General features: G+C 70.9%; 22 protein-coding genes. 5 read left to right on the top strand and 17 right to left on the bottom strand.

Going from position 1 to position 23,134, the window contains the following annotated elements; all coding sequences use genetic code 11:
- Nucleotides 1-62: 62 nt before the first annotated feature.
- The 5 genes from TR46_RS08485 to TR46_RS08505 form a co-directional block, all read right to left on the bottom strand.
- Nucleotides 63-1,406 carry an NADH-quinone oxidoreductase subunit D gene (locus tag TR46_RS08485; protein ID WP_042396293.1) on the bottom strand — a complete coding sequence of 448 codons (1,344 nt, stop codon included), beginning with the start codon at nt 1,404-1,406 and terminating at the stop codon, nt 63-65.
- Nucleotides 1,406-2,128 (bottom strand): NADH-quinone oxidoreductase subunit C, encoded by a 723-nt coding sequence (locus TR46_RS08490; protein WP_042396520.1) that lies wholly within the window; start codon nt 2,126-2,128, stop codon nt 1,406-1,408. Before TR46_RS08490 ends, TR46_RS08485 begins: the two co-directional genes overlap by 1 nt.
- A 68-nt stretch (nt 2,129-2,196) precedes the next feature.
- Nucleotides 2,197-2,751, bottom strand: coding sequence for a NuoB/complex I 20 kDa subunit family protein (locus tag TR46_RS08495; RefSeq protein WP_042396295.1), 555 nt, complete (start codon nt 2,749-2,751; stop codon nt 2,197-2,199).
- A 75-nt stretch (nt 2,752-2,826) separates the two neighbouring features.
- Nucleotides 2,827-3,186 (bottom strand): NADH-quinone oxidoreductase subunit A, encoded by a 360-nt coding sequence (locus TR46_RS08500; protein WP_030261217.1) that lies wholly within the window; start codon nt 3,184-3,186, stop codon nt 2,827-2,829.
- A gap of 857 nt (nt 3,187-4,043) precedes the next feature.
- Nucleotides 4,044-5,360, bottom strand: a complete 1,317-nt coding sequence (locus TR46_RS08505) for a geranylgeranyl reductase family protein (RefSeq protein ID WP_042396302.1) — start codon at nt 5,358-5,360, stop codon at nt 4,044-4,046.
- Nucleotides 5,361-5,488: 128 nt separating this feature from the next.
- On the opposite strand from TR46_RS08505, the gene TR46_RS08510 reads away from it, so the two are divergent.
- Nucleotides 5,489-5,899: a hypothetical protein gene (locus tag TR46_RS08510; RefSeq protein WP_042396303.1), complete on the top strand. Its 411-nt coding sequence runs from the start codon at nt 5,489-5,491 to the stop codon at nt 5,897-5,899.
- 22 nt (nt 5,900-5,921) lie between these two features.
- Here TR46_RS08510 and TR46_RS08515 read toward each other — a convergent pair whose 3' ends face one another.
- From TR46_RS08515 to TR46_RS08535, 5 genes are read right to left on the bottom strand one after another with little or no spacing between them, the layout of a single operon-like run.
- Entirely contained in the window at nt 5,922-6,614 is a 693-nt protein-coding gene (locus tag TR46_RS08515; RefSeq protein ID WP_042396522.1) for a demethylmenaquinone methyltransferase, read from the bottom strand.
- Nucleotides 6,615-6,656: 42 nt separating this feature from the next.
- A complete protein-coding gene (locus TR46_RS08520; RefSeq protein WP_042396304.1) occupies nt 6,657-7,064 on the bottom strand; it encodes an imidazolonepropionase-like domain-containing protein in 408 nt (135 codons plus the stop codon).
- Nucleotides 7,065-7,068: 4 nt separating this feature from the next.
- Nucleotides 7,069-8,283, bottom strand: a complete 1,215-nt coding sequence (gene mqnC / locus TR46_RS08525) for a cyclic dehypoxanthinyl futalosine synthase (protein ID WP_042396305.1) — start codon at nt 8,281-8,283, stop codon at nt 7,069-7,071.
- A gap of 54 nt (nt 8,284-8,337) precedes the next feature.
- Complete coding sequence (locus tag TR46_RS08530) at nt 8,338-10,083, bottom strand: serine/threonine-protein kinase (protein WP_042396306.1); 1,746 nt, start codon at nt 10,081-10,083, stop codon at nt 8,338-8,340.
- A gap of 34 nt (nt 10,084-10,117) precedes the next feature.
- On the bottom strand, nt 10,118-10,978 hold the full coding sequence (locus tag TR46_RS08535; protein WP_042396524.1) for a menaquinone biosynthetic enzyme MqnA/MqnD family protein: 861 nt from the start codon (nt 10,976-10,978) through the stop codon (nt 10,118-10,120).
- Between the two features lie 289 nt (nt 10,979-11,267).
- Here TR46_RS08535 and TR46_RS08540 point away from each other — a divergent pair, with 289 nt between their 5' ends.
- A complete protein-coding gene (locus TR46_RS08540) occupies nt 11,268-11,471 on the top strand; it encodes a cold-shock protein (protein WP_030261200.1) in 204 nt (67 codons plus the stop codon).
- Nucleotides 11,472-11,686: 215 nt separating this feature from the next.
- Here the strand turns inward: TR46_RS08540 and TR46_RS08545 are convergent, their stop codons facing one another.
- Together TR46_RS08545 and TR46_RS08550 are read right to left on the bottom strand one after the other, a co-directional pair.
- Nucleotides 11,687-12,925, bottom strand: coding sequence for a PucR family transcriptional regulator (locus TR46_RS08545; RefSeq protein ID WP_236655255.1), 1,239 nt, complete (start codon nt 12,923-12,925; stop codon nt 11,687-11,689).
- A 392-nt stretch (nt 12,926-13,317) separates the two neighbouring features.
- Complete coding sequence (locus tag TR46_RS08550; protein WP_042396310.1) at nt 13,318-14,679, bottom strand: dicarboxylate/amino acid:cation symporter; 1,362 nt, start codon at nt 14,677-14,679, stop codon at nt 13,318-13,320.
- A gap of 495 nt (nt 14,680-15,174) precedes the next feature.
- On the opposite strand from TR46_RS08550, the gene TR46_RS08560 reads away from it, so the two are divergent.
- Nucleotides 15,175-16,428: an MFS transporter gene (locus TR46_RS08560; protein ID WP_042396314.1), complete on the top strand. Its 1,254-nt coding sequence runs from the start codon at nt 15,175-15,177 to the stop codon at nt 16,426-16,428.
- On the opposite strand, the gene thpR is transcribed toward TR46_RS08560, so the two are convergent.
- Entirely contained in the window at nt 16,362-16,964 is a 603-nt protein-coding gene (thpR, locus tag TR46_RS08565) for an RNA 2',3'-cyclic phosphodiesterase (RefSeq protein WP_042396316.1), read from the bottom strand. The two genes, TR46_RS08560 and thpR, sit on opposite strands and share 67 nt — an antisense overlap.
- Before the next feature lie 58 nt (nt 16,965-17,022).
- Here thpR and TR46_RS08570 point away from each other — a divergent pair, with 58 nt between their 5' ends.
- Nucleotides 17,023-17,541, top strand: a complete 519-nt coding sequence (locus tag TR46_RS08570; protein ID WP_042396318.1) for a GNAT family N-acetyltransferase — start codon at nt 17,023-17,025, stop codon at nt 17,539-17,541.
- Between the two features lie 182 nt (nt 17,542-17,723).
- Here TR46_RS08570 and TR46_RS08575 read toward each other — a convergent pair whose 3' ends face one another.
- Together TR46_RS08575 and TR46_RS08580 are read right to left on the bottom strand one after the other, a co-directional pair.
- The gene (locus tag TR46_RS08575) at nt 17,724-19,277 is read right to left on the bottom strand and encodes an MFS transporter (protein ID WP_439654350.1); all 1,554 of its coding nucleotides are present in this window, start codon (nt 19,275-19,277) and stop codon (nt 17,724-17,726) included.
- A gap of 30 nt (nt 19,278-19,307) precedes the next feature.
- Entirely contained in the window at nt 19,308-19,742 is a 435-nt protein-coding gene (locus TR46_RS08580; RefSeq protein WP_030261178.1) for a MarR family winged helix-turn-helix transcriptional regulator, read from the bottom strand.
- 169 nt (nt 19,743-19,911) lie between these two features.
- On the opposite strand from TR46_RS08580, the gene TR46_RS08585 reads away from it, so the two are divergent.
- Complete coding sequence (locus TR46_RS08585) at nt 19,912-20,373, top strand: ASCH domain-containing protein (RefSeq protein ID WP_042396322.1); 462 nt, start codon at nt 19,912-19,914, stop codon at nt 20,371-20,373.
- A 79-nt stretch (nt 20,374-20,452) separates the two neighbouring features.
- Here the strand turns inward: TR46_RS08585 and TR46_RS08590 are convergent, their stop codons facing one another.
- Together TR46_RS08590 and TR46_RS08595 are read right to left on the bottom strand one after the other, a co-directional pair.
- A complete protein-coding gene (locus tag TR46_RS08590; RefSeq protein ID WP_042396323.1) occupies nt 20,453-21,034 on the bottom strand; it encodes a GNAT family N-acetyltransferase in 582 nt (193 codons plus the stop codon).
- A 216-nt stretch (nt 21,035-21,250) separates the two neighbouring features.
- Complete coding sequence (locus tag TR46_RS08595; protein ID WP_152626354.1) at nt 21,251-22,954, bottom strand: LPXTG cell wall anchor domain-containing protein; 1,704 nt, start codon at nt 22,952-22,954, stop codon at nt 21,251-21,253.
- Nucleotides 22,955-23,134 lie beyond the last annotated feature (180 nt).

The following is a 23,134-nucleotide window of genomic DNA, read 5'->3' on the forward strand; positions in this document are numbered from 1 at the left end:
CCCCGGGGAGCGACCCCCCGTACCCCCACGTGACCCCGAGCCCGCGGGCCGAAAGCGCACACTCATCGGTCCACACCCCCCATCACCGGGTCGATCCCGGCCACCGCGACAATGACGTCCGCGACCTGACCGCCCTCGCACATCGCCGCCATCGACTGAAGATTGGTGAAGCTGGGATCGCGGAAGTGCACCCGGTAGGGCCTTGTCCCGCCGTCGCTGACGACATGCACGCCCAGCTCGCCCTTGGGCGACTCCACCGCCGCGTAGGCCTGTCCGGCCGGGACGTGGAAGCCCTCGGTCACCAGCTTGAAGTGGTGGATCAGGGCTTCCATGGACTCGCCCATGATCGTGCGGATGTGGTCCAGCGAGTTGCCCATGCCGTCCGGGCCCAGCGCCAGCTGGGCCGGCCAGGCGATCTTCCTGTCCTCGACCATCACCCGCCCCGGGCCGCCGCGCAGCTGGTCCAGGCACTGCTCGACGATGCGCAGCGACTGCTCCATCTCCGCCAGCCGGATCAGGAAGCGGCCGTAGGAGTCGCAGGTGTCGGCGGTCGGCACCTCGAACTCGTACTGCTCGTAGCCGCAGTAGGGGTCGGACTTGCGCAGGTCGTGCGGCAGCCCGGTGGAGCGCAGGATCGGCCCGGTCGCGCCGAGCGCCATGCAGCCGGCCAGGTCCAGATAGCCGACGTCCACCAACCGGGCCTTGAACACCGGGTTGTTGGTCGCCAGCTTGTCGTACTCGTGCATCCGCCCGCGCAGCGTCTTCACGCCCTCGCGGATCTGGTCCAGCGCACCGGGCGGCAGGTCCTGCGCCAGCCCGCCGGGGCGGACGTAGGCGTGGTTCATCCGCAGCCCGGTGACCAGCTCGAAGATGTCGAGGATGATCTCGCGGTCGCGGAACCCGTAGATCATCAGGGTGGTGGAGCCGATCTCCATCCCGCCGGTGGCCAGGCAGACCAGGTGCGAGGAGATCCGGTTGAGCTCCATCATCAGCACCCGGATGACGGTGGCCCGCTCCGGGATGTCGTCGGTGATCCCGAGCAGCCGCTCCACCGCCAGGCAGTAGGCGGCCTCGTTGAACAGCGGGGTCAGGTAGTCCATCCGGGTCACGAAGGTCGTGCCCTGGGTCCAGTTCCTGAACTCCATGTTCTTCTCGATGCCGGTGTGCAGATAGCCGATCCCGCACCTGGCCTCGGTGACGGTCTCGCCGTCGATCTCCAGGATCAGCCGCAGCACTCCGTGGGTGGAGGGGTGCTGCGGACCCATGTTGACGATGATCCGCTCGTCGTCGGCCTTGGCCGCCGCCGTGACGATCTCGTCCCAGTCCCCGCCGGTGACGGTGTAGACCCGCCCCTCGGTGGTCTCCCGACCGGGGGCCTCCGCCTGCTGTTGAGTCTGACTCTCCATCAGTTGTACGACCTCCGCTGGTCGGGAGCCGGGATCTGCGCGCCCTTGTACTCGACGGCGATGCCGCCGAGCGGGTAGTCCTTGCGCTGCGGGTGACCCAGCCAGTCGTCCGGCATCATGATCCGGGTGAGCGCCGGGTGGCCCTCGAAGACGATGCCGAAGAAGTCGTACGTCTCCCGCTCGTGCCAGTCGTTGGTGGGATACACCAGGCAGGTGGAGGGGATCACCGGATCGTCGTCCGGCGCCGAGGTCTCCACCCGGATCAGCCGGTTGTGGGTGATCGAGCGCAGGTGGTAGACCGCGTGCAGCTCGCGCCCCTTGTCGCCGGGGTAGTGCACCCCGCTGACGCCGGTGCACAGCTCGAAGCGCAGCGCCGGGTCGTCCCGCAGGGTCTTCATCACCTGCGGCAGGAACTGCCGCTCGACGTGGAAGGTGATCTCGCCGCGGTCCACGACCGTCTTGTCGATCACCGAGCCCACGTCCAGGCCCTGCTCCTCCAGCGCGCCCTCGAACTCGTCGGCGCACTCGTCGAACCAGCCGTGCCCGTAGGGACGGGGCGAGGCCCCCGGCAGCACGATCGGCCTGACCAGCCGGCCGTAGCCCGAGGTGTCGCCGCTGTTCCCGCCGACCCCGGCCTGCTCGCTGGGGTTGGACCCGCCGAACATCCCGTGCCGGACGCCGACGATCTCCAGCTCCGTCGCACCGCCGCGGGGGGTGGGCACCGAGCCCTCCTCGGTACTGCCCGTCTCACCCGTCGTGTTGCCGGTGCCGTTTTCCCCGGTGGAGTCACTCACCGCAGCAGCCCCTTCATCTCGATCGTCGGGACCGCCTGCAGCGCCTGCTGCTCCGCCTCGTCCTCGGCCTTCGCCTTCTGTGCGCCGAGCTTCCCGTGGCGGATCTGCTCATGGAGCTTGAGGATGGCGTCCATCAGCATCTCCGGCCGGGGCGGACAGCCCGGCAGGTAGATGTCCACGGGGATGACGTGGTCGACGCCCTGGACGATCGCGTAGTTGTTGAACATCCCGCCCGAGGAGGCGCAGACCCCCATCGAGATCACCCACTTGGGATTCGCCATCTGGTCGTAGACCTGGCGGACGACCGGCGCCATCTTCTGGCTGACCCGGCCCGCCACGATCATCAGATCGGCCTGGCGCGGGGAGCCGCGGAAGACCTCCATGCCGAAGCGGGCCAGGTCGTAACGGCCCGCGCCCGTCGTCATCATCTCGATGGCGCAGCAGGCGAGGCCGAAGGTGGCGGGGAAGAGCGAACTCTTCCGCACCCACCCGGCGGCCTGCTCGACCGAGGTGAGCAGGAAGCCGCTGGGCAGCTTCTCCTCGATACCCATCTGGTGGTCCTCTCAGCTCGTCAGCTCGTCCCGACCGGTTGCTTGCGGTGTGCGATCAGTGCCACTCGGCCCCACTCAGTCCCACTCCAGGCCCCCGCGCCGCCAGACGTACGCATAGGCGACGAAGACCGTGGCGATGAACAGCACCATCTCCACCAGGCCGAAGATCCCCAACGAGTCGAAGGAGACGGCCCAGGGGTAGAGGAAGACGATCTCGATGTCGAAGACGATGAAGAGCATCGCCGTCAGGTAGTACTTGATCGGGAACCGACCACCGCCGACCGGCTGCGGCGTCGGCTCGATACCGCACTCGTAGGCGTCCAATTTGGCGCGGTTGTACCGCTTCGGACCGGTCAGCGCGGCCATCGCCACGGACCCGATCGCGAAGGCAGCCGCGAGGGCGCCAAGTACCAGAATCGGCGCATATGCGTTCATACCGAACGACCTCCCAGGCGTCAGTCGGGTCCGACGTCCCTGTCGGTGACTGCAGGTCCTCACAGCTCGGGGGCTTGATCAACCCATGTGAGGCAGTTCACAAGCCCCCAAGACGGCTGCATCCTATGCCCGTTCGCATGTGATCTGCGACACGGGGGTCAGCCCCTTCAATGTGATCTACGCCACCTGACGAATGATCATGAGGTCATGGGGAGGCAAAATCAGCCACTCCCCGTGTGCTTGTATTCACAAAGAGCCAACAGAGGGGGCATCAGTGCAGGTTGGAGGCCATGTCGTTTATCAGACGAGGAGCTTCCATCGCAACTTTTGCCGGTGGCAGCGGCACGTGTTATTGATCGCCACCCCGGGAGGGTGGCGGCACAGGCGGCACGTTGACGGGGAAGCCGGAGGGGGCATCGGGACGGCAGGACTGCAACGCTGCGTGACGCGACGACTGCGTCTTGCTCATGCAGCACCACCCTTGCCGCCGCTCGACTCCGCCTCGCCGGCCATCTACGCCTCGGGGGAGGGAGACGGGGCGCGCACGATTGCCGGGTGCGAGGGTGTGCGGCGGGGATGCAGGAACGTTCCGTCAGGCCGACTTCCGCAGAACTCGGGTCACTTTTTGCGGAATGCCAAGCTGTGTCCGATGGCCCGGGTTCGCGGAGATGCGCCCCGGCCGCGCGGGCCAACGGGCCACGGCCGAGGTCCGGCTCCCCTCTCGTCGGCCCGCGAGCGGAGCGCGCAACAGCAACAAGCCGGGGGCGGGGCGGGCGGCGGGGGCGCGGTGCAAGCCGCCCACGGCTGCCGAAAACAGCAGCGGCGACGTCCTGCCGCCCCCGCCGCCCGGGAAACGGTCAGGCTCGGGGGGCCACCTTCGCCAGGCCGTTGATGATCCGGTCCATCGCGTCGCCGCCCTGCGTATCGGTGAGGTTGGCCAGCAGCTTCAGGACGAACTTCATCAGCACGGGGTGGGTCAGGCCGTGCTGGGCCGCCATCCGCATCACCAGCGGGTTGCCGATGGCCTTCACGAAGCCGCGGCCCAGCGAGTAGTAGCCGCCGTAGATGTCCTTGAGGATGCTCGGGTACGCCTCCAGCGCCCGCTCCCGGCCCAGGTCGGTCTGCCGGGCCAGGGCCTGGACGATGACGCCGGCCGCCAGCTGGCCGGACTCCATCGCATAGGCGATGCCCTCGCCGTTGAACGGGTTGACCATCCCGCCCGCGTCGCCGACCAGCAGGAAGCCGCGGGTGTAGTGCGGCTGGCGGTTGAACGCCATCGGCAGGGCCGCGCCGCGGATCGGCTCGGTCATGTTGTCCGGGGTGTAGCCCCACTCCTCGGGCATCCCCGCGCACCACACCTTGAGCAGCTCGCGGTAGTCGATGTCCTTGAAGGACTTGGTGGTGTTCAGCAGGCCCAGGCCGACGTTGCTGGTGCCGTCGCCCATGCCGAAGATCCAGCCGTACCCCGGGAGCAGCTTCTCCTGCCCGGACCTGCGGTCCCACAGCTCCAGCCAGGACTCCAGGTAGTCGTCCTCGCTGCGCGGGGAGTTGAAGTAGGTGCGGTACGCCACGCCCATCGGGCGGTCGTCGCGCCGGTGCAGGCCCATGGCCAGCGAGAGCCGGGTGGAGTTGCCGTCGGCGGCCACCACCAGCGGGGCCTTGAAGACGACCTCGCGCTTCTCCTCGCCGAGCTTCGCGGTCACCCCGGTGATCCGTCCGGTCCGCGGGTCGACCACCGGCCCGGTGACATTGCACAGCTGGTGCAGCTTGGCGCCGGCCTTCTCCGCCTGGGAGGCCAGCAGTTCGTCGAAGTCGGCGCGCTTGCGGACCAGCCCGTAGTCGGGGAAGCTCGCCAGCTCCGGCCAGTCCAGTTCCAGCCGCACCCCGCCGCCGATGATCCGCAGGCCCTTGTTGCGCAGCCAGCCGGCCTCCTCGGAGATGTCGATCCCCATGTCCACCAACTGCTTGACGGCGCGCGGCGTCAGCCCGTCCCCGCACACCTTCTCCCTGGGGAACTGCGCCTTCTCCAGCAGCAGCACCTCCAGACCGGCCCGGGCCAGGTGATAGGCCGTGGTCGAGCCCGCGGGGCCGGCTCCGACGACGATCACATCGGCCTCGGCCTCGACGGCGGCGCTCTGCGCGGTCTGCTGGGTCTGCTGGGTCGACTGCGACACCGGGGACTCCTGCTGCTCTCGGGGGAAGGCACGGCGGCCCCGCAGGGGCCACTGCGCAGTCTAGGAGATGCCGCCTACCCTGCTGGGGATCACCCGCCACATCCGCCGACCGTCTGTGAGGAGCAACGATGCACCTGGGAGTCATGGGGCACCACGACCTGTCCGAGATCACCGAGATGCTGGTCCGCGGTGAGCTCTGGAGACTGGTGACCGGCTACCAGACCTACGGCCTGGTCGGCGTCAGCCCGTTGGGGCCGGGCCCGGAGAGCTGGTTCGCCACCGCGGTGCTGGAGCACGGCGGGACGTTGGAGGTGGTCGGCGGGCCGCCGCCGTCCCCGCTGCTGCGCCGGGCGCGCGCGGTGCACCGGCTGGCGCCGGGGCTGGACCCGGCCGACTCGCTGCTCAGCCTGGTCGACGAACTGGTCGCGGTCTGGGACGGCAGCCCCGACGGCCGGATCTCCGGCGCGGTCGCCCGCGCGGAGGCGCAGGGCATCCATGTCCACCGCGTCTGGCCCGAGGGCTCGGCGCACGCCGGCTGAACGGGCGTACTCCAGAAAGGCCCTAGCCGCGGATCCCGCGGTGCAGGGCGACGATGCCGCCGGTGAGGTTGCGCCAGGCGACCTTCGACCAGCCGGCCTGCTGGAGCAGCGCGCCGAGGGCGGCCTGGTCGGGCCAGGCGCGGATGGAGTCGGCCAAGTAGACGTAGGCGTCCGGGTTGCTGCTGACCGCGGTGGCCACCGGCGGCAGCGCGCGCATCAGGTACTCCGAGTAGACGGTGCGGAACGGCGCCCAGACCGGGTGGCTGAACTCGCAGATGACGACCCGGCCGCCGGGCCTGGTGACGCGCAGCAGCTCACGCAGGGCGGCGTCGGTGTCCTGGACGTTGCGCAGCCCGAAGGAGATGGTGACGGCGTCGAACACGCCGTCGGCGAAGGGCAGCCGGGTGGCGTCGCCGGCCGTGAGCGGCAGTTCGGGGTGGCGGCGCTTGCCCTCGCGCAGCATCCCGAGCGAGAAGTCGCAGGGCACCACCGTCGCGCCGGCCTCGGCGAAGGGCAGCGAGGAGGTCGCCGTCCCGGCGGCGAGGTCGAGCACCCGCTCCCCCGGCCTGGCGTCCACCGCGCGGGCGACGGCCTTGCGCCACAGCCGGGTCTGGCCCAGCGAGAGCACATCGTTGGTGATGTCGTACTTGGCCGCGACGTCGTCGAACATGGAGGCGACTTCGTGCGGCTGCTTGTCCAGGGAGGCTCGGGTCACGGACCCCATTGTTCACCCATGGGGGACGTGCTCCGGCACCGCTCAGGCCCGGCGGTGGACGAGTCGGCCGCCGAGGACGGTGGCCAGGCAGCTGCCGTCCGGGGCGCGGACCGCCAGGTCGGCCCGGCTGCCGACGGCCAGGACGGGCGTGCGTCCGTCCACGGCCAGGCCGTTGCGGTGCGCGGCGGCCCGCAGCTCGGGGTCGGTGAAAGCGGCGGGTTGGGCCGCGGTCGCGCCGGAGCGCAGCAGGGCGTACACCCGCTCCCGCGCGCTGGGCGCGTCCGGCAGCGCGCCCTGGTGCAGTGCGCCGGGCGCGACCACCCCGTCCCAGCGCCGCACCCGTGCCCGCGGGTAGGCGGACTCCAGCTCGGCCGCCGGGCCGACCGCGGCGATGCGCTCGCCGTCCACGGCCACGGCGGTGCCGTCCGAACCGGTATGAAGGGTCAGCAAGACGTCAGTTGGCGTTCAGGAGCTTGAGCTCCGGGTGCGCCGTGCCCCCGCTGATCGCGGTGGACGCGATGTGCGAGTACGCGTGGTCGTTGACCGGGTCGTTCGCAGGGTCGTCGTGGACCACGATGTGCTCGTAGGTGGTGGCGCGCTGCGCGGGGACGCGGCCGGCCGAGCGGATCAGGTTGATCAGCTCCATCCGGTTGGAGCGGTGCTTGGCGCCGGCCGAGGAGACCACGTTCTCCTCCAGCATCACCGAGCCCAGGTCGTCCGCGCCGTAGTGCAGCGTCAGCTGCCCCATCTCCTTGCCGACGGTCAGCCAGGAGCCCTGGATGTGGGCGACGTTGTCGAGGAACAGCCGGGCCACCGCGATCAGCCGCAGGTACTCGAACAGCGTGGCCTGGGTGCGGCCCTTGAGGTGGTTGTTCTCGGGCTGGTAGGTGTACGGGATGAAGGCGCGGAAGCCGCCGGTGCGGTCCTGCACCTCGCGGATCATATGCAGGTGCTCGATCCGCTCGGCGTTGGTCTCGCCGGTGCCCATCAGCATGGTGGAGGTGGACTCGACGCCCAGGTTGTGGGCGATCTCCATGATCTCCAGCCAGCGCTCCCCGGACTCCTTCAACGGCGCGATGGCCTTGCGGGGGCGCTCGGGCAGCAGCTCCGCGCCGGCGCCCGCGAACGAGTCGAGCCCGGCCGCGTGGATCCGGCGGATCGCCTCCTCGGCGGTGACCCCGGAGATCCGCGACATGTGCTCGACCTCGGAGGCGCCGAGGGAGTGGATCACCAGCTGCGGGAAGTCCTTCTTGATCGCGGAGAAGGCCCGCTCGTAGTACTCCACCCCGTAGTCGGGGTGGTGGCCGCCCTGGAACATGATCTGGGTGCCGCCGAGCTCGACCGTCTCCGCGCAGCGGCGCAGGATCTCCTCCAGATCCCGCGACCAGCCCTTCTCCACATCCTTGGGAGCGGCGTAGAAGGCGCAGAACTTGCAGGCCGTCACACACACATTGGTGTAGTTGATGTTGCGTTCGATGATGTACGTGGCGATGTGCTCGGTGCCCGCGTAGCGGCGACGGCGCGCGGCGTCGGCGGCGGCGCCGAGGGCGTGCAGGGGGGCGTGGCGGTAGATCTCCAGCGCCTCCTCGGGAGTGATGCGCCCCCCGGCCGCGGCGCGGTCGAGGACTGCCTGCAGATCCGTCTCCTGGGGCTGGGCGGTCTCAAGCACCTCGGCGTCCTCTCACTGTGTCCATACGGTCGCGCCCAGACTACGCCAGCGCCCCTACCGGACCTTGTGCAAGTCGCCGCTGGGCGTCCCACTGCCCGCGCCGTTGTCCTGGTAGTGCAGGGTGCCGTCCCTGTTGAGGGTGAACACCTGGGTGTCGGAGGCCGCCGAGCAGGTGCCGGCGCTGCTGCCGGGCAGCAGCCGGTCCTTGAAGGTGATCGTGGTCGCCGTGGACGACACCAGCTTGTCACCGCCCAGGCAGGCCACCCCGGCCAGGCCCCTGACGGTGGTGACGCTCGTGGTGTTCTCGGCGCCGACCGGTCCGGGCCGGATCGCGATCGCGTACGGCTCGCTGAGCAGGCCGTCCGAGGTGACCAGCGTCCCGGTCCAGATGCCGAGGAACACGGCCGGCACGGCGTTGGGACTGGTCGGACCGGGCGCCGGAGCCGGCGGGGGCGGTCCCGCGCCGGTCGTCGGCGACGAGGCGGAGGGGTTCGCCGTGGCGGGGGACGTTGCCGAGGGTATGGAGGAGGGTCCGGCGGACGGCGTGACGGAAGCCGTCGCCGTGCCCGCCCCGAGAACACCGCCGCTGGTCCCCGAACCGCCGTTGCCGCGCGTCAGCAGCGGGACCAGCACCGCTGCCAGCAGCACCACCAGCAGCACGCCGCCGACCAGCACCGGCGTCGCACGACGGCCCGGCCGGTGGGGCGGCGCCGCGTCGGACACCCCCGTCGAGCCCGGACCCGGCACCGGCCCCTGTCCTGGCACCGGCCCTGGTCCTGGCACCGCAGCCGGCGCCGACACCGGCACCGCCGCGGCATCCATCACCGGCGCGGGACCGAACCCGGCGGCCGGCCGTTCCGCCGTGCGGGGTTCCGCCGTGAGCGGTTCCGCCGTGAGCGGTTCCTCCACCGTCTCCAGATCCAGCAGCTCCGCCGTCCGCCGCCCCACTGAGGCGACCAGCAGCGGCGGCAGCCAGCCGTCGGCGGGACCGACCCCACCCAGCGCCGCACGCAGTTCCTCCAAGTCCGGTCGCTCCCCCGGCTCCTTGGCCAGGCAGCGCTCGACCACCGTGCGCAGCGGTCCGTCCGGCAGCCCCTCCAGCCGGGGCGCCTCGTGCATCACCCGGTACAGCAGCAGCACCGGCGAGGTCCCGCTGTCGCCGAAGGGTCCGGCACCGGTGGCCGCGAAGGCCAGCACCCCGCCCAGCGCGAAGACGTCGCTCGTGGGTCCCGCCGCCTCGCCCGCGCCCTGTTCCGGCGACATGTAGCCGGGCGAGCCCACGACGTACCCGGACCGGGTCAGCGCCGTCGCCGCGTCCAGGGCCCGGGCGATGCCGAAGTCGATCAGCCGCGGCCCGTCCAGGGTGAGCAGCACATTGGACGGCTTCAGGTCGCGGTGCACCAGCCCGGTTGCGTGGACGGCGGCCAGCGAGTCGGCCAGGCCGACGCCCAGCATCCGCACCGACTCGTCCGGCAGCACCCCGAACTCCCGTACCGCGACGTCCAGTCCGGGCCCGGGGACGTACCCGGTGGCCACCCAGGGCTGCTCGCTCTCGGTGTCCGCGTCCAGGACCGGCGCCGTCCAGACACCGCCCACCCGCCTCGCGGCCGCCACCTCGTGCCGGAACCGGGCCCGGAAGTCGCCGTCGTCGGCCAGGTCGGTGCGCACCAGCTTGACCGCCACGGTGCGGCCACCGGCGGTACGCCCCAGGTAGACCCGGCCCATGCCGCCCGCGCCGAGCCGCCCCAGCAGCCGGTACGCCCCGATCCGTCGCGGATCCCCCGCCGCCAACCGTTCCATGACTGGCCATCATGTCCGGCGGAGCGACGGCCTGTCAGCCGTCCAGCAGGATCACGTCGTCGGTGCTCGCGCCGATCCGGCGGGCGAACTCCCGCATGCCCTCCAACTGCCGTTCGCCGAAGGAGAAGTCCAGCGCCTCGGCGAAGTAGCGGCGCAGCAGCTCCTCGTCGAACAGCTCCCAGCGGGCGGTCTGCTCGGCGACCTTGTCGACCTCCTCCATGGACAGGTCCCGGGAGGCCAGGAAGGCCCGCCGCACCTCGCGCGCCATCTCCGGCTCACGTTCGAGGAAGTCCTTGCGCACCCCCCAGACCGCGAAGACGAAGGGCAGCCCGGTCCAGTCCTTCCACATCGCGCCCAGGTCGTGGACCTCCAGGCCGAGCCTCGGCCCGTCGATCATGGTGGCGCGCAGCGCGGCGTCGCCGATCAGCACCGCGGCGTCGGCTTCCTGCATCATCAGCGCCAGGTCGGGCGGGCAGCTGTAGTAGTCGGGCTGCACGCCGTACTGCTCGGCCAGCAGCAGCTGCGCCAGCCGCACCGACGTACGGCTGGTCGAGCCGAGGGCGACCTTGCGGCCGTCCAGCTGCTCCAGCGGCACCTGGCTGACGATCACACAGGAGAGCACCGGACCGTCGCTGCCCACCGCGATGTCCGGCATGACGACCAGCTTGTCGGCGTTGCGCAGGTACTCGACGCAGGTGATCGGGGAGATGTCCAGGTCGCCGGCGACCAGGGCGTCGCTGAGCCGCTCGGGGGTGTCCTTGCTCAGCTCCAGGTCGAACAGGGTGCCGGTGCGGGCCAGGCCCCAGTAGATCGGGACGCAGTTCAGGAACTGGATGTGCCCCACCCTGGGCCGCACGCGACGGTAGTCGCTGCCGCTTCCGGCGGGACCCTCCACACGGTCGAAGTCGTCGGGGTCGCCGTCACGCTCGGTGTATGTATCCACACCCAGCACAGTAGTCCGGGGGCTGAGATCGTCCCTGGCCGGGCCCGGAACCGCGTGCTAGGGTTTTCCGCAGTTGCAGTTTGATTTCCCATGCAGTACTCGAGCCTGCGGAGCATGTGACCGCGGGCTTCTGTCGTTTTCAGAAGCTTTGTCACAGAAGTACCTGAAGCGGGGCGATCAGCGCAGCGGACCGGGCGCCACGAGGTGTGGCGTCCTTTACGTCCCTCGCAAGGAGAACGGTATGGCGACCGGAACCGTCAAGTGGTTCAACGCCGAGAAGGGCTTCGGCTTCATCGCCCAGGACGGCGGCGGCCCCGACGTCTTCGTCCACTACTCCGCCATCAACGCGAACGGCTTCCGCTCGCTTGAGGAGAACCAGACCGTGGAGTTCGACGTCACGCAGGGTCCCAAGGGCCCGCAGGCGGAGAACGTCACCGCGATCTGAATCCCACCACTGATCACCCGCTCCTGATCATCCTTGATCGGGCCGCACGATCGTCCGGTGGCTGGTACAGCACCACCCAAGAGGGCCCGCGCCGCTGCAGCGACGACGGGCCCTCTGCCTGTCCCGGCACCGTGCCGCCGCGGCGCCCGGCTGCTCCGGCATCCTGCCGCCCCGGCTCCCCGGCGCGGCGGAACCCCGCTGCCCCCGCTGCCCCGTCAGCGCCCGTGCAGCCGCCGTCCCCGCAGGGCCAGCTCGATCTCGAAGCGGGCGTCGGGATCCGCCAGCACGTCCCCGAACAACTCCTCGATCCCCCGCATCCGCTGCCGCACCGTCTGCGGATGCAGCCCCAGCCGGGCCGCGACCTCCGGAGCGCTGCCGCTCGCGGTCTCCAGCCAGGCCAGCAGCGTCTCCTCCAGCCGGTCCCGGCGCTTCTCGGTCAGCCCCTCCAGCGGCGCCAGCCGGCGTACGCCCAGCAGCGCGACCAGGTCCTCGTCGCCCAGCAGCAGCACCGAGGAGAGCTGCCGGTCGCAGTGCACCAGCCCCGGCGCGGCACCCGCCGGCAGCCGCGTGGCGACGGTACGGGCCCAGCGCAGCGACTGCGCGGCCTGGACCACCGGGATCGTCGGCCCCAGCACCGCCGTACGGTCGGCCAGCACCTCGGCCAACTGCTCGATCCGCCCGGGCGTCTCCGGGTCCGCCAGGAACAGGCAGGGCTGGTGCCCCTCCAGGTCCGCGAGCACCGTCGGCATCGTCCGCAGCCCGGCGGCCGCGCCGGCCAGCCCGTCCGGGCGCAGCGCCACGGCGGCGATCCGCTCCGGCAGCGGGAAGCGGGCCATCCGCCCGCACTCCGCCAGCACCGGCTCGGCCGCGCCGCCGACGAGCAGCTGCACCAGCCTGCGCCGGGCCCGCCGCAGTGCGCCGGCCGCGTCCGCCCGCGCCTCGGCGTAACCCTCCACCGAGGCGGCGGCCATCTCGTCGATATGCGCGAAAATCGCCTCCGCGAGCGCCGTCATCGCCGCCGCCGGAACGCCGGCCCGGCGCGCGAGCGGGGCATACCGGCGCCATGCCAGCCTGGCCCCCAACCGGTAGGCCGCCTGCAGCGCGTCCAGGCTGCGGCCCTCGCGCCACTCGCCCCGCCCGAGCGCCCGGTACACCCGCAGCGACTCCTCGGGTGAGGCGTGGTCGTCCGCGACCAGCTCGGCGAACTGCGCCACCGCCCGCGCCGCGCCCTGCTGGATTCCGACCCCGAATCGACCGTCCAGCGGCCTCGCGTACTCGGGAATCTGACGGCGTATCTCCTGCACGATCTCCGGCACCAGCCGCACATTCTCGGCCCGGATCAGCACCGACAGTCCGGACGGCAGCGCCGCCCACGGACGGGGGTGCATATGGGCCCGGACCTGTGCCTCACCACTGCCCCGAGCGAGCCCCTGCATCTGTTTCGAAACGGCCATCAAACCTCCTGCGCCGGTCCGGGTATACCTGCCGTTGCAGCAATTCCAATAATTGCCAGCAATCGATGGCAGGTTCCGGAGGATCACATCCCCCGACGTGAAGAATCTGCGCACAATTTCATGCAGCAATGTAAATCATTGATGCCTGGGACGCAGTATCTGTCCCTTGTTACCGGAGTGTCAACGACAGAAAGCGGACGGCGATCACCCGCATGGGGAGACCGCCGCCGACGCCCGGACGGCGACTGTGAGTGGCCGACAGGGGCGGGACGCCGGACGGCCCGGGACGACGGACGGCCCAGTGTCCCCCACGGGTGGACACCGGGCCGCCGTGATCCGTCCGGCCGATCGAACCGGCCGAACCTTTCGCACCTGCCGAACCCGTGGGGACGTCAGGCGGTGACGAGCTCCTTCTCCGGAGCAGCCGCTTCCGCCGCCCCGGCCTCCGGGTCCGCCAGGTTGAAGTCACCCTTCGGGGCCGCGAACGCGGTCCGGTCGAGGATGCCCTCACGGGCCGCGACCAGGATCGGCACCACGGCTTGACCTGCGACGTTCGTCGCGGTCCGGATCATGTCGAGGATGGGGTCGATGGCGATCAGCAGGCCCACGCCCTCCAGCGGCAGGCCGAGGGTGGAGAGGGTCAGCGTCAGCATCACGATGGCGCCGGTGAGGCCGGCCGTCGCGGCGGAGCCGATCACCGAGACGAAGGCGATCAGCAGGTAGTCGCCGATGCCGAGGTGGATGCCGTAGACCTGGGCCACGAAGATCGCGGCCAGCGACGGGTAGATCGCGGCGCAGCCGTCCATCTTGGTGGTCGCGCCGAAGGGGACGGCGAACGAGGCGTACTCGCGCGGGACGCCCAGGTCGATGGTGACCCGGCGGGTGACCGGCATGGTGCCGACCGAGGAGCGGGACACGAAGGCGAGCTGGATGGCCGGCCAGGCGCCCTTGAAGAAGTCCAGCGGGTTGACCTTGGCGACGAAGCGCAGCAGCAGCGAGTAGACGCCGAACAGCACGATGGCGCAGCCGACGTAGACGTCGGCGGTGAAGGTCGCCAGCGGGGAGAGCAGGCTCCAGCCGTAGACGGCGACCGACTTGCCGATCAGGCCCAGGGTGCCCAGCGGGGAGAGCCGGATGATCCACCACAGCGCGGTCTGCACCAGGTCCAGCACGGACTGGGTGAGCTTGAGGAAGGGCTCGCCCTTCTTCTCGCCGATCTTGAGCAGGGCCGCGCCGAAGACGATGCCCAGGAACACGATCTGAAGGACGTTCACCTTGACGAACGAGTCGACGATGTTGGTCGGGACCAGCCCGGTGAGGAAGTCGGTCCAGGACGCGGTGACGTCCGTCAGCTTGGAGCCGTCGTGCGCGGTGAGCCCGGTGCCGTGGCCGGGGTTGGTGACGATGCCGATCAGCAGGCCGATGCTGACCGCGATCAGCGAGGTGATCGCGAACCACAGCAGGGTGCGGGCGGCCAGCCTGGCGGCGTTGTTGACGGTCCGGAGGTTGGCGACCGAGATCACGATCGCGCTGAAGACCAGCGGCGGGACGGCCAGCTTCAGCAGCTGTACGAAGATGGTGCCGATCTGGGTGAGCGTGGTGGTGAGCCAGCTCACCTCCGCTTCGCGGGCGACGAAGCCGAGGGCGACGCCCAGGCCCAGGCCGAGCAGGATCTGGGCCCAGAACGGGGTGCGACGGATCCGGCCGAAGAAGGATATGGAGGGCGCGGACTCGGAAGTCTCGGGCGATGACATGGGTGGGAGGGCTCCAGTGCGGGGAGCGGCCGCCGTCCGGCTCGGGACACAGGGTCAGGTCACGAAAGAGGGATGCCGGGGCGGTCGCGGGGTGGGAAGGGCTGGACGGTCGGAGGCGGCGGCGCGCTGGTCCTATCCCGCGAGCAGCGGACGGGACGGGCGCGACGCCCGCATACAGCCGCAGGCGAACGCGGACGCGGCGCGCAGCTCCGGCATGTTCGCCGCGCTCGACGTGCTCGCCAGCGCCCCGGCGCACGCGCGGGCAGCACGCAGCATCGCCGCGAGCCGGAGGCTCAGGACGTGGTGCGGGTGCGCGGCAGGGGCGTTCACGTAAGGGACCTTACCATCAAAACTTTGCCTTACCCAAAGCACTGGTTTGAGGTAGGCGAAGGAGGTGCCGGACCGGCCGCAGGAAGCTTTTGCTCTGGAGTGGTTATACGTATAACTTGGAGGGACGGAGCCACCCGCCCAGCCCGACCGAGGAGACCAGCCGTTGTGGGCTATCTGACCGTCCTGCGCAGCCCCCGGGTCGCCCGGCTGCTGCTGGGCACCCTCACCGGCCGACTCCCCGCCGGGATGACCGTCGTCGCCATCGCGCTGGCCCTGCACGGCGCGGGCGCGCCCTACTCCAGGATCGGGCTGACCACCGCCGCCTATGCCGTCGCCGCCGCCATCGGCGGCCCCGTGCTGGGCCGGCTGGTGGACCGGGCCGGGCAGCCGCGGGTGCTGCTGGTCTCCGCCGCGTTCGCCGCCTGTGGCTATGCCGCACTGGCGGTCGCGCCCGGCACCGCTGCTGTCGCACTGGCAGGCGCCGCACTGGCCGGGCTGGCCATGCCACCGCTGGAGCCGTGCCTGCGCTCGCTGTGGCCGGACATCGTCGCCCCGGCGGCGCTGGAGACCGCGTACGCGCTGGACTCCGCGGCCCAGCAGATCCTCTATGTCGCCGGGCCGCTGCTGGTCGCCGGGGTCGCCGCGTTCGGCACCCCCTCGGTCGCGCTGTGGCTGGCGGCTGGGCTGGGGCTGCTCGGCACCCTCACCGTGGCCACCTCCGCACCGGCCCGCGCCTGGCGGGCCCCGGTGCGCACGCCCGGCGCGGGCGCCGGCTGGCTCGGACCGCTGCGCTCCCCCGGCCTGGTACTGCTGCTGATCGCCTTCGCCGGGACCGGCTGGGCCATCGGCGCGCAGAACATCCTCTTCGTCGCCTACGCCCAGGAGCACCCCGGCATCCCCGGCGGCGCCGGCGCCCTGCTCGCGCTGGCGGCGCTGGCCGGACTGCTGGGCGCCCTCGGTTACGGCGCGGTCCGGTGGAAGGCGCCGACCTCCACCCGGACCTGGGCCCTCGCCGCCGGTATGGCGCTCTGCTACCTGCCGCTGCTGCTGGTGCCGGGACCGGGCTGGATGGGCGTGGCGGCCTTCGTCTCCGGACTGGGCCTCGCCCCGCTGCTCGCGGCGGCGTTCCTGCTGATAGCCGAGCTGGCCCCGGCCGGAACCAGCACCGAGGCGTTCGCCTGGCTGGTCACCCTGTTCGCGACCGGCAACGCCCTCGGCTCGGCCGCCTCCGGCGCAATCGTCGGCGGCTCGCTGCGCGCCGCCGCTCTCATCGCCGTCGGCGGGATCGCCGCCGGCGCGGTGCTGCTGCTGACCACCCGCCGTCTGCTGGTGCCCGCACCGGCCGCGGCCGGCTACGCGCCGCCGTCGCCGTCCTCAGCGGAGCCCGCGCCGAGCGCCCACTCCGCCACCGTCTCGTAGTGCGCGGGCCCGGCGCCCAGATGACTGCGCATCAGCCGCAGCGAGTCGGCCGGCCACTCCGCTCCGGAGAAGTCCGCCAGCGGGCCGGCCAGCCCGGACAGGCCCCGGCCCGCCGCCCTCGGCGGCCCGTTCCGACCGGCTGACCTGGCCAGGGTGAGATGGCCGCGGAACGGGCGCTCGTCCACGTCTATACCGGTGTCCCGGGCCGCCTTGACGACCTCGTCCGCGAGTCGGCGCAGCGGCAGGGTGTCCCCCGCGAGGCCCACCCAGAGCGCCCGTTCGCCGAAGCTGCCGCTGCCGGCCAGCCGCAGCCGGGGCGTCCGGTCGACGGCGGCCGCGACGGCGCCCAACCGGGTGCGCAGCGGATCCAGGTCCTCGGCGTCGACCTGGCCGAGGAAGGCCAGGGTGAGGTGCCAGGTCTGTTCACCGGTCCAGCGCAACCCGCCCGCCTGCGGCAGAGCGTGCAGCGGCGCCACCGCGTCGGCCAGTTCGCTGATCGCCGTCTCGGGGGGCAGCACAGCGGCGAAGAGTCTCATACGGGCAGTCTCGGCCACGGCCTTCTCCCGGGAAAGGGCTGACGGGTACAAAGATCATATGGAGATACGACTTGCTGCATCAGAAGACCTCCACCCCGTGCTGAAGATCCTGGACGGGACGGTGGAATGGCTCGCCGCCCAGGGGCGCACCGGCCAGTGGGGCACCGAGCCCTGGTCCACCCGTCCGGCCCTGGTGGAACGGATCACCGGACGGATCGCCCGCGGTGAGGCGCGGGTGGCGGTGCTGGACGGGGAGGTCGCGGGAGTGGTGTCGGTCTCGGGCGAGGCCGCGCCCTACGTCCGTCCGGCCGGGGAGCCGGAGCTGTACGTCAACCTGCTGGCGACCGAGCGCCGCCTCAAGGGCCGCCGCGTCGGCGGTGCACTGCTGGACGCGGCACGGGCGGAGGCCCTGCGGCAGGGGCTGGGGCTGCTCCGGGTGGACTGCTACGCCGGGGACGACGGGAAGCTGGTGGCGTACTACCGCAGCCAGGGCTTCACGGAGGTGGAGCCGTTCGACGTGCCCCGCGAGGGGCTGCCCGACTGGCCGGGGATGCTGCTGGCGCAGCGGTTGGGGTAGGCGGGGGTTTTCGGCTGCGGCGTGCGCCCGGCTTGTCGGGCACACTGTCGAATCAGCGCAGACCGACGCCCTTGTGCACCTGCAACTGCCCCGCTGCGAGCAAGTTGCAGCACCCCAGGGGCGCCGGGACCTGCGCACCAGCCATCTACGGTCCGCAGCCGAAAACCGCCAGAACCCACGGCTCACCCCGCCACGGCATGCTCCTGCCTCGGCACGAACGCGAGCAACTGGTGCTCGGGCCCGCGGTGCAGGTCGAACTGGACCCGGAGGTTGCCGATCCGGGCCAGCACCATGCCGATCCCGGCCGCCGCCGCGGCAGAGACGAGCCCGCAGGACAGCAGTCCCACCCGGGGGCCGTACTGCTCGGTGATCCAGCCGACCAGCGGCGCGCCCAGCGGAGTCCCGCCGGCGAAGACCATCATGTAGAGGCTCATCACCCGACCCCGCATCGCCGGGTCCGTACGCAGCTGGATCAGCGAGTTCGCCGCCGTGTTCACGGTCAGGCCGAACAGGCCGACCAGGGTCAGCAGCGCCGCGAAGGTCCAGTACCCGGGCGAGAGCGCCGCGGTCGACTCCAGCAGGCCGAAGACCAGCGCGGCGACCACCAGCAGCCGCAGCCGGGGCCTGCTGCGACGCGCGGCGACCAGCGCACCGGCCAGCGAGCCGACGGCCATCGCGGTGTTGAGCAGGCCGTAGAGCCCGGGTCCGACATGGAAGACCGAGTACGCGAACGCGGAAAGGATGGTCGCGAAGTTGAACCCGAAGGTGCCGATGAAACCGACCAGGACGATCGGCCAGATCAGATCGGGGCGTCCGGCGACATAGCGGAGCCCTTCCCGCAGCTGGCCCTTCTCGCGCGGCAGCCGCGGCGTGCGGTGCAGCTCGGAGCCGCGCATCGCCAGCAGGCCGAGGATGACCGCACCGAAGGAGAAGGCGTTGACCGCGAAGGCGTACCCCGCGCCGACCGCAGCCATCAGGGCGCCGGCGACGGCCGGGCCGATCAGGCGGGCGGTCTGGAAGTTGGCTGCGTTCAGGCTGACGGCGTTTCCGAGGTCCTTCTTGCCGACCATCTCCACGACGAAGGTCTGCCGGGTCGGGTTGTCGACCACGGTGACCATGCCCAGCAGGAAGGCGAAGAGGTAGATGTGCCAGACCTGGATGACGCCGGACAGCGTCAGCACGGCGAGGCCGGCGGCGAGCAGGCCCATGGCGGCCTGGGTGGCGATCAGCAGCTGACGCTTGGGGAAGCGGTCCGCGAGGACGCCGCCGAAGAGGCCGAACAGCAGCATCGGCAGGAACTGCATGGCGGTGGTGACGCCGACGGCGAAGGCGCTGCCGGTGATGCTGAGGACCAGCCAGTCCTGGGCGATCCGCTGGACCCAGGTGCCCGAGTTGGAGACGACCTGGCCGATGAAGAAGTAGCGGTAGTTGCGGTTCCGCAGCGCGGAGAACATCGCTCCCCGGCTCTTCTCCGCGGCAGCGGAGCCGGTACGGTCGCGCGAGCCCGCGCGTTCGGCGGAGCCGGTGCGGTCGCCGGAGCCGGTGCGTTCGTCGGGGTCGTCGTCGACGGGGACGACGAGTGGCTGCGCGGGGGTCTCCTCGGCGGCGTCGGCCTCGGTGGCGAGGCTGACCGCATTGGCGGTGGCGGCGCTGGTGGCGGTGTCAGTGATACGGGTGTTCGCTGTGGTGGCTCCGGTTGGTGCAGGCAATAGCTTGTCCCCTGGCTGGTAATGAATGATCAACTTCCTTGCGGCGGGCGGCGGGCGTCAGAGTTGCGCGAGACGCTCCAGCACCGGAGCGGCGGCGCGCAGCACGGCCCACTCCTCCTCGCTGAGCTCCCCGGCGAGGTCCGCGAGCCAGGCGTCCCGTTTGGCCCGGCTCTGGTCGAGGATGGACTCGGCCTGTTCGGTGCTGCTGACGACGACCTGCCGACGGTCGTCCGGATGCGGTTCCCTCCGCACCAGGCCCTTCTCCTCCAGCATCGCGATGATCCTCGTCATCGACGGCGGCTGGACGTGTTCCTTGCGCGCCAGCTCCCCCGGGGACGCGCTGCCGCAGCGGGCGAGAGTCGCCAGCACCTGCATCTCGGTGGGCGTCAGCGACTCCTCGACGCGCTGGTTGCGCAGGCGGCGGGAGAGTCGCATCACGGCTGACCGCAGCGTGCTGACCGCTGCGGCGTCGCTCTCGGAAAGCTCGGGCATGTTTGTTAGCCTAACTCATTACCGAGCCTAAGTAAAACCAATTGCACACGGCCCGCATCGGCCCGACCGACCCGGGGTGACTGACGGAATGAACACGGATGGGGCCGACCCGGGGTGGCACGGAGAAAAGCGGGAGCCTCAGGGCCGCAGGCTCGGTAGCGTGCGGGGCATGAACCTCGACGACCTTCCCTTGATGGAGTTCGACTTCCCCGGTCCGCTGCGGGACAAGCTGGTCGCCGCGGTCCTGTCCGGCGCCAAGACCTCTACCTCCGGGCTGGTGCTGGGATACGAGCGGGAGAACGAACCGTTGCCCGAAGTCGGCCAACTGTCGGCCGTGGTCGACTCCGAGGGGCGCCGGGTAGCGGCGATCGAACTGACCGACGTCCGGATCGTCAGACTCGCCGACGTCGACCTGCGGCACGCCCTCGACGAGGGTGAGGACTACGAGTCGGTGGCCGAGTGGCGTGCCGTGCACGAAAAGCTCTGGCACAGCGCAGCGGTGCGCGAGGAGTTGGGCGACCCGGATTTCACCGTTGACGAGGACACTCAGGTGCTGGCCCAGCGCTTCAGGCTGGTGCACACGGTCCCAGGAGCTGACCGCGAAGCAGCAGAGCCGGACCGGATCAGCTGAGACAACGCACTCCAATGCCCGCCGCAGTCACCCGATCGGGACTTCCACTTGATCGACACCACGTGATCGGTACGCCGCCTCAGTCCTGGGCGGCGATCCGGGCGAAGAGCTCGGGGTCGCGCAGTCCGACGCAGTCGTTTGCCCAGAAGGACTCGGAGTAGACGAACGTGCCGGTCATCCAGGGCTCGTAGGACGACAGCTTCGCGACCTGGAACGCCGGATCCGGGATGCGCAGCGAGGGTGATCGGAACCCGCACGCGCTGGCCCGTTGGAAACCACGCGTCCCGTAGTACGTCGGCGAGCCTTCCAGGAAGACCAGCGGTACACCGCGGTCGTCAGCTGCTTTCAGAGCTGCCTTGATCAGCTGGGTGCCGACGCCGTGGCGCTGGTGGTCCGGGTGGACGCCGAGCGGCGACAGGCTGAGGACGTCGACCAGCCGGGGCTGGGAATCCAGTCGGCAGGCGCTGAGCATGACGTGACCGACAACCTGATCATGCCGCGTCGCGACGAGCGAAATCGGCGCGTTCGCTCCCGGCGCGCCACGCAGCGCGTCGACCAGCTCGGGGACCTGTTCTGGATCGTCGAAGGCGAGTGCCTGGACACGGCGCACCGCCGAATGATCCTGATCCTGCTCGGGCCTGATCTCGTAGGCGAATGTCATGAGCGGCAGAGTAGGCAGCCATCCGCGGGCAGGCGAACGGAATTGCGGGCGCGAGGACGGGCGGTGGCGCCCTACCGCACCAGCACGGAACCCTCGTTCGGCCGTCAGGCGAACTACCCGATTCGGCAATGACCTCTGAGCGCATGCGCGCCCGAGCGCAACGGCCCGCCCCGCAACGAGCAGGGGGCGGGCCGCAGTAGCGCGCGACGGTACCGGTCAGCTGTGGTTGCCCGCGGCCTTCCGGCGCCGTGCGATCACGACGGCGCCCGCGCCCAGCGCGATCGCCGCAGCGCCGGCCAGCGTCAGCGGCATGGTGTCGTCGCCGCCACCGGTGGACGCCAGCGAACCGCCAGCCGAGGTGGACGGGGTGGACGGGGTGGACGGGGCCGCGTCGCTCGGCTGCGCCGAGGCCGGCGCGGACCCGGCGGAGGCAGTGGTGGCAGCGGAGCTGGGCGCTGAGGAACCCGAGGACGTCACCGCGTTGATGACCATCTTGGCGACGTCGTCATCGAAGTTGGCCGTCGTGTCCTCGACGCCCAGCGCCACGACATTGCCCCAGTCACCGCTGAACGTGTGCAGCGGCTTGACCCCGAAGGTGAAGGTCGCCGACTGGCCCGGGGCGAGAGCCTTCTGGGTGTCACAGGCGTAGGCGTGCGGAGTGCCGGATCCCGAGTACCCCTGACCGTCCGGGCCGGACTGCTCGGCCACGCACGCCTTGGGGACGGTCGTGACCTGGACGTCGCCGGGGAAGGTCACATAGGTGCCCACCGTGCCCTTGGGAAGGTAGGGCCCGATCTCGGTCAGCGTCTTGAAGCCGGTGTTCCCCGAGTTGCGGGTGCCCACGGTCACCGAGGACACCTTGCCGACGACTCCGTTCACCGTGCCGCCGACCGCTGCCACATCGCTGACGATGCCGGTGTCGAGGTTGGTGTAGTAGAGGTTGTTGTAGGCGTCGATGTCCTTGCTGGGGTCCGGTGCGGCCAGCGACCGGCCGACCGGGGAGACCTGGACGAGCTTCAACTCGGAACCGGTGCCCTTGGTCCCGGTCGTCGTGCCGATCCAGTCGTCGTGGCTGAGCCCGGCGAGGTACTGGATCTGGTCGCCGTGCGCACCGGCCGGCACCGAGACCGAGAGCGGGGTCTGCAGCTGGAACGTCTGCCCCGGCTTCACCACGGCGTCGGGGAAGGTGCACCGGACGTCGCGAACGCCGCCCTGGTACGACCCGTAGACGCAGTTGCTGAAGTTGCCCGGGATCGTGGCGTAGTCACGCTGGTCGTGCAGGCCGATGATGATGCCCTTGGCATCGGTGCTGCCGAGGTTGGTCACCCGGAGCGGAAGCGCGGTGGTCGTCCCGGCCGGGGCCTTGATGGTCGGGCCCAGGTCGGTGACGGCCAGGTCGGGGCCGTTCCCCACGGTGACGTTCGAGTAGTCATGGGCGCCCTGCTGCTCGACGGCGTTGTCAGCCGTCACCTTGAAGGTGACGTTGCCCTGCTGGCCCGCCACTGCGCCGACCGCGGCGCGGACGCCCACCACGAACTCCGTCGCGCCCTCGCCACCGAAGGCGCCCAGCGGCAAGTTCCCCAGGTCGCACGTCTCGTGCTGGTGGTCCGCGCTGGTGAAGGTGCAGTTCCTGCCGAGGGAGAGCTCGACCGCACCCTTCAGGGCCGAGGCGTCCACGGCGACCTTGACCCCCTGCAGGGCGGTCCCCTCACCGTAGATGGAGAGGTCCAGCGGCCGGAACGCCTCGCCGGTGCCGCCCGTACGCACCGGGACCGTGCGGTCGAAGCCGGGCTCGACGGAGAACCCCGGCTTGCTCGCCGCCGAGACGTGGGACACACCCGCGCCGACCAGCAGGCCGATGGAGGCGGTCATCAGAGCGGTCGCCGTAGCGGCAGCCCTCAGCGCGCGTATGTGTCCCATCAGTGTCCTTCGTTCACAGGGTTATCACGGCGGAGCATAGGCTCACGCACGGACCGGTCCCGACCCCGGACGCGCACGCAGAACAGACGGATACGGACATTCGCAGGTGAAGCGACGTCCTTCGTTATCGAAGTGGTACCGGGGCCCGGCCGACCGGCCGGTACGGAAGACAACCCGGTG

The organism is Streptacidiphilus carbonis (assembly GCF_000787775.1).
Taxonomy (GTDB): domain Bacteria; phylum Actinomycetota; class Actinomycetes; order Streptomycetales; family Streptomycetaceae; genus Streptacidiphilus; species Streptacidiphilus carbonis.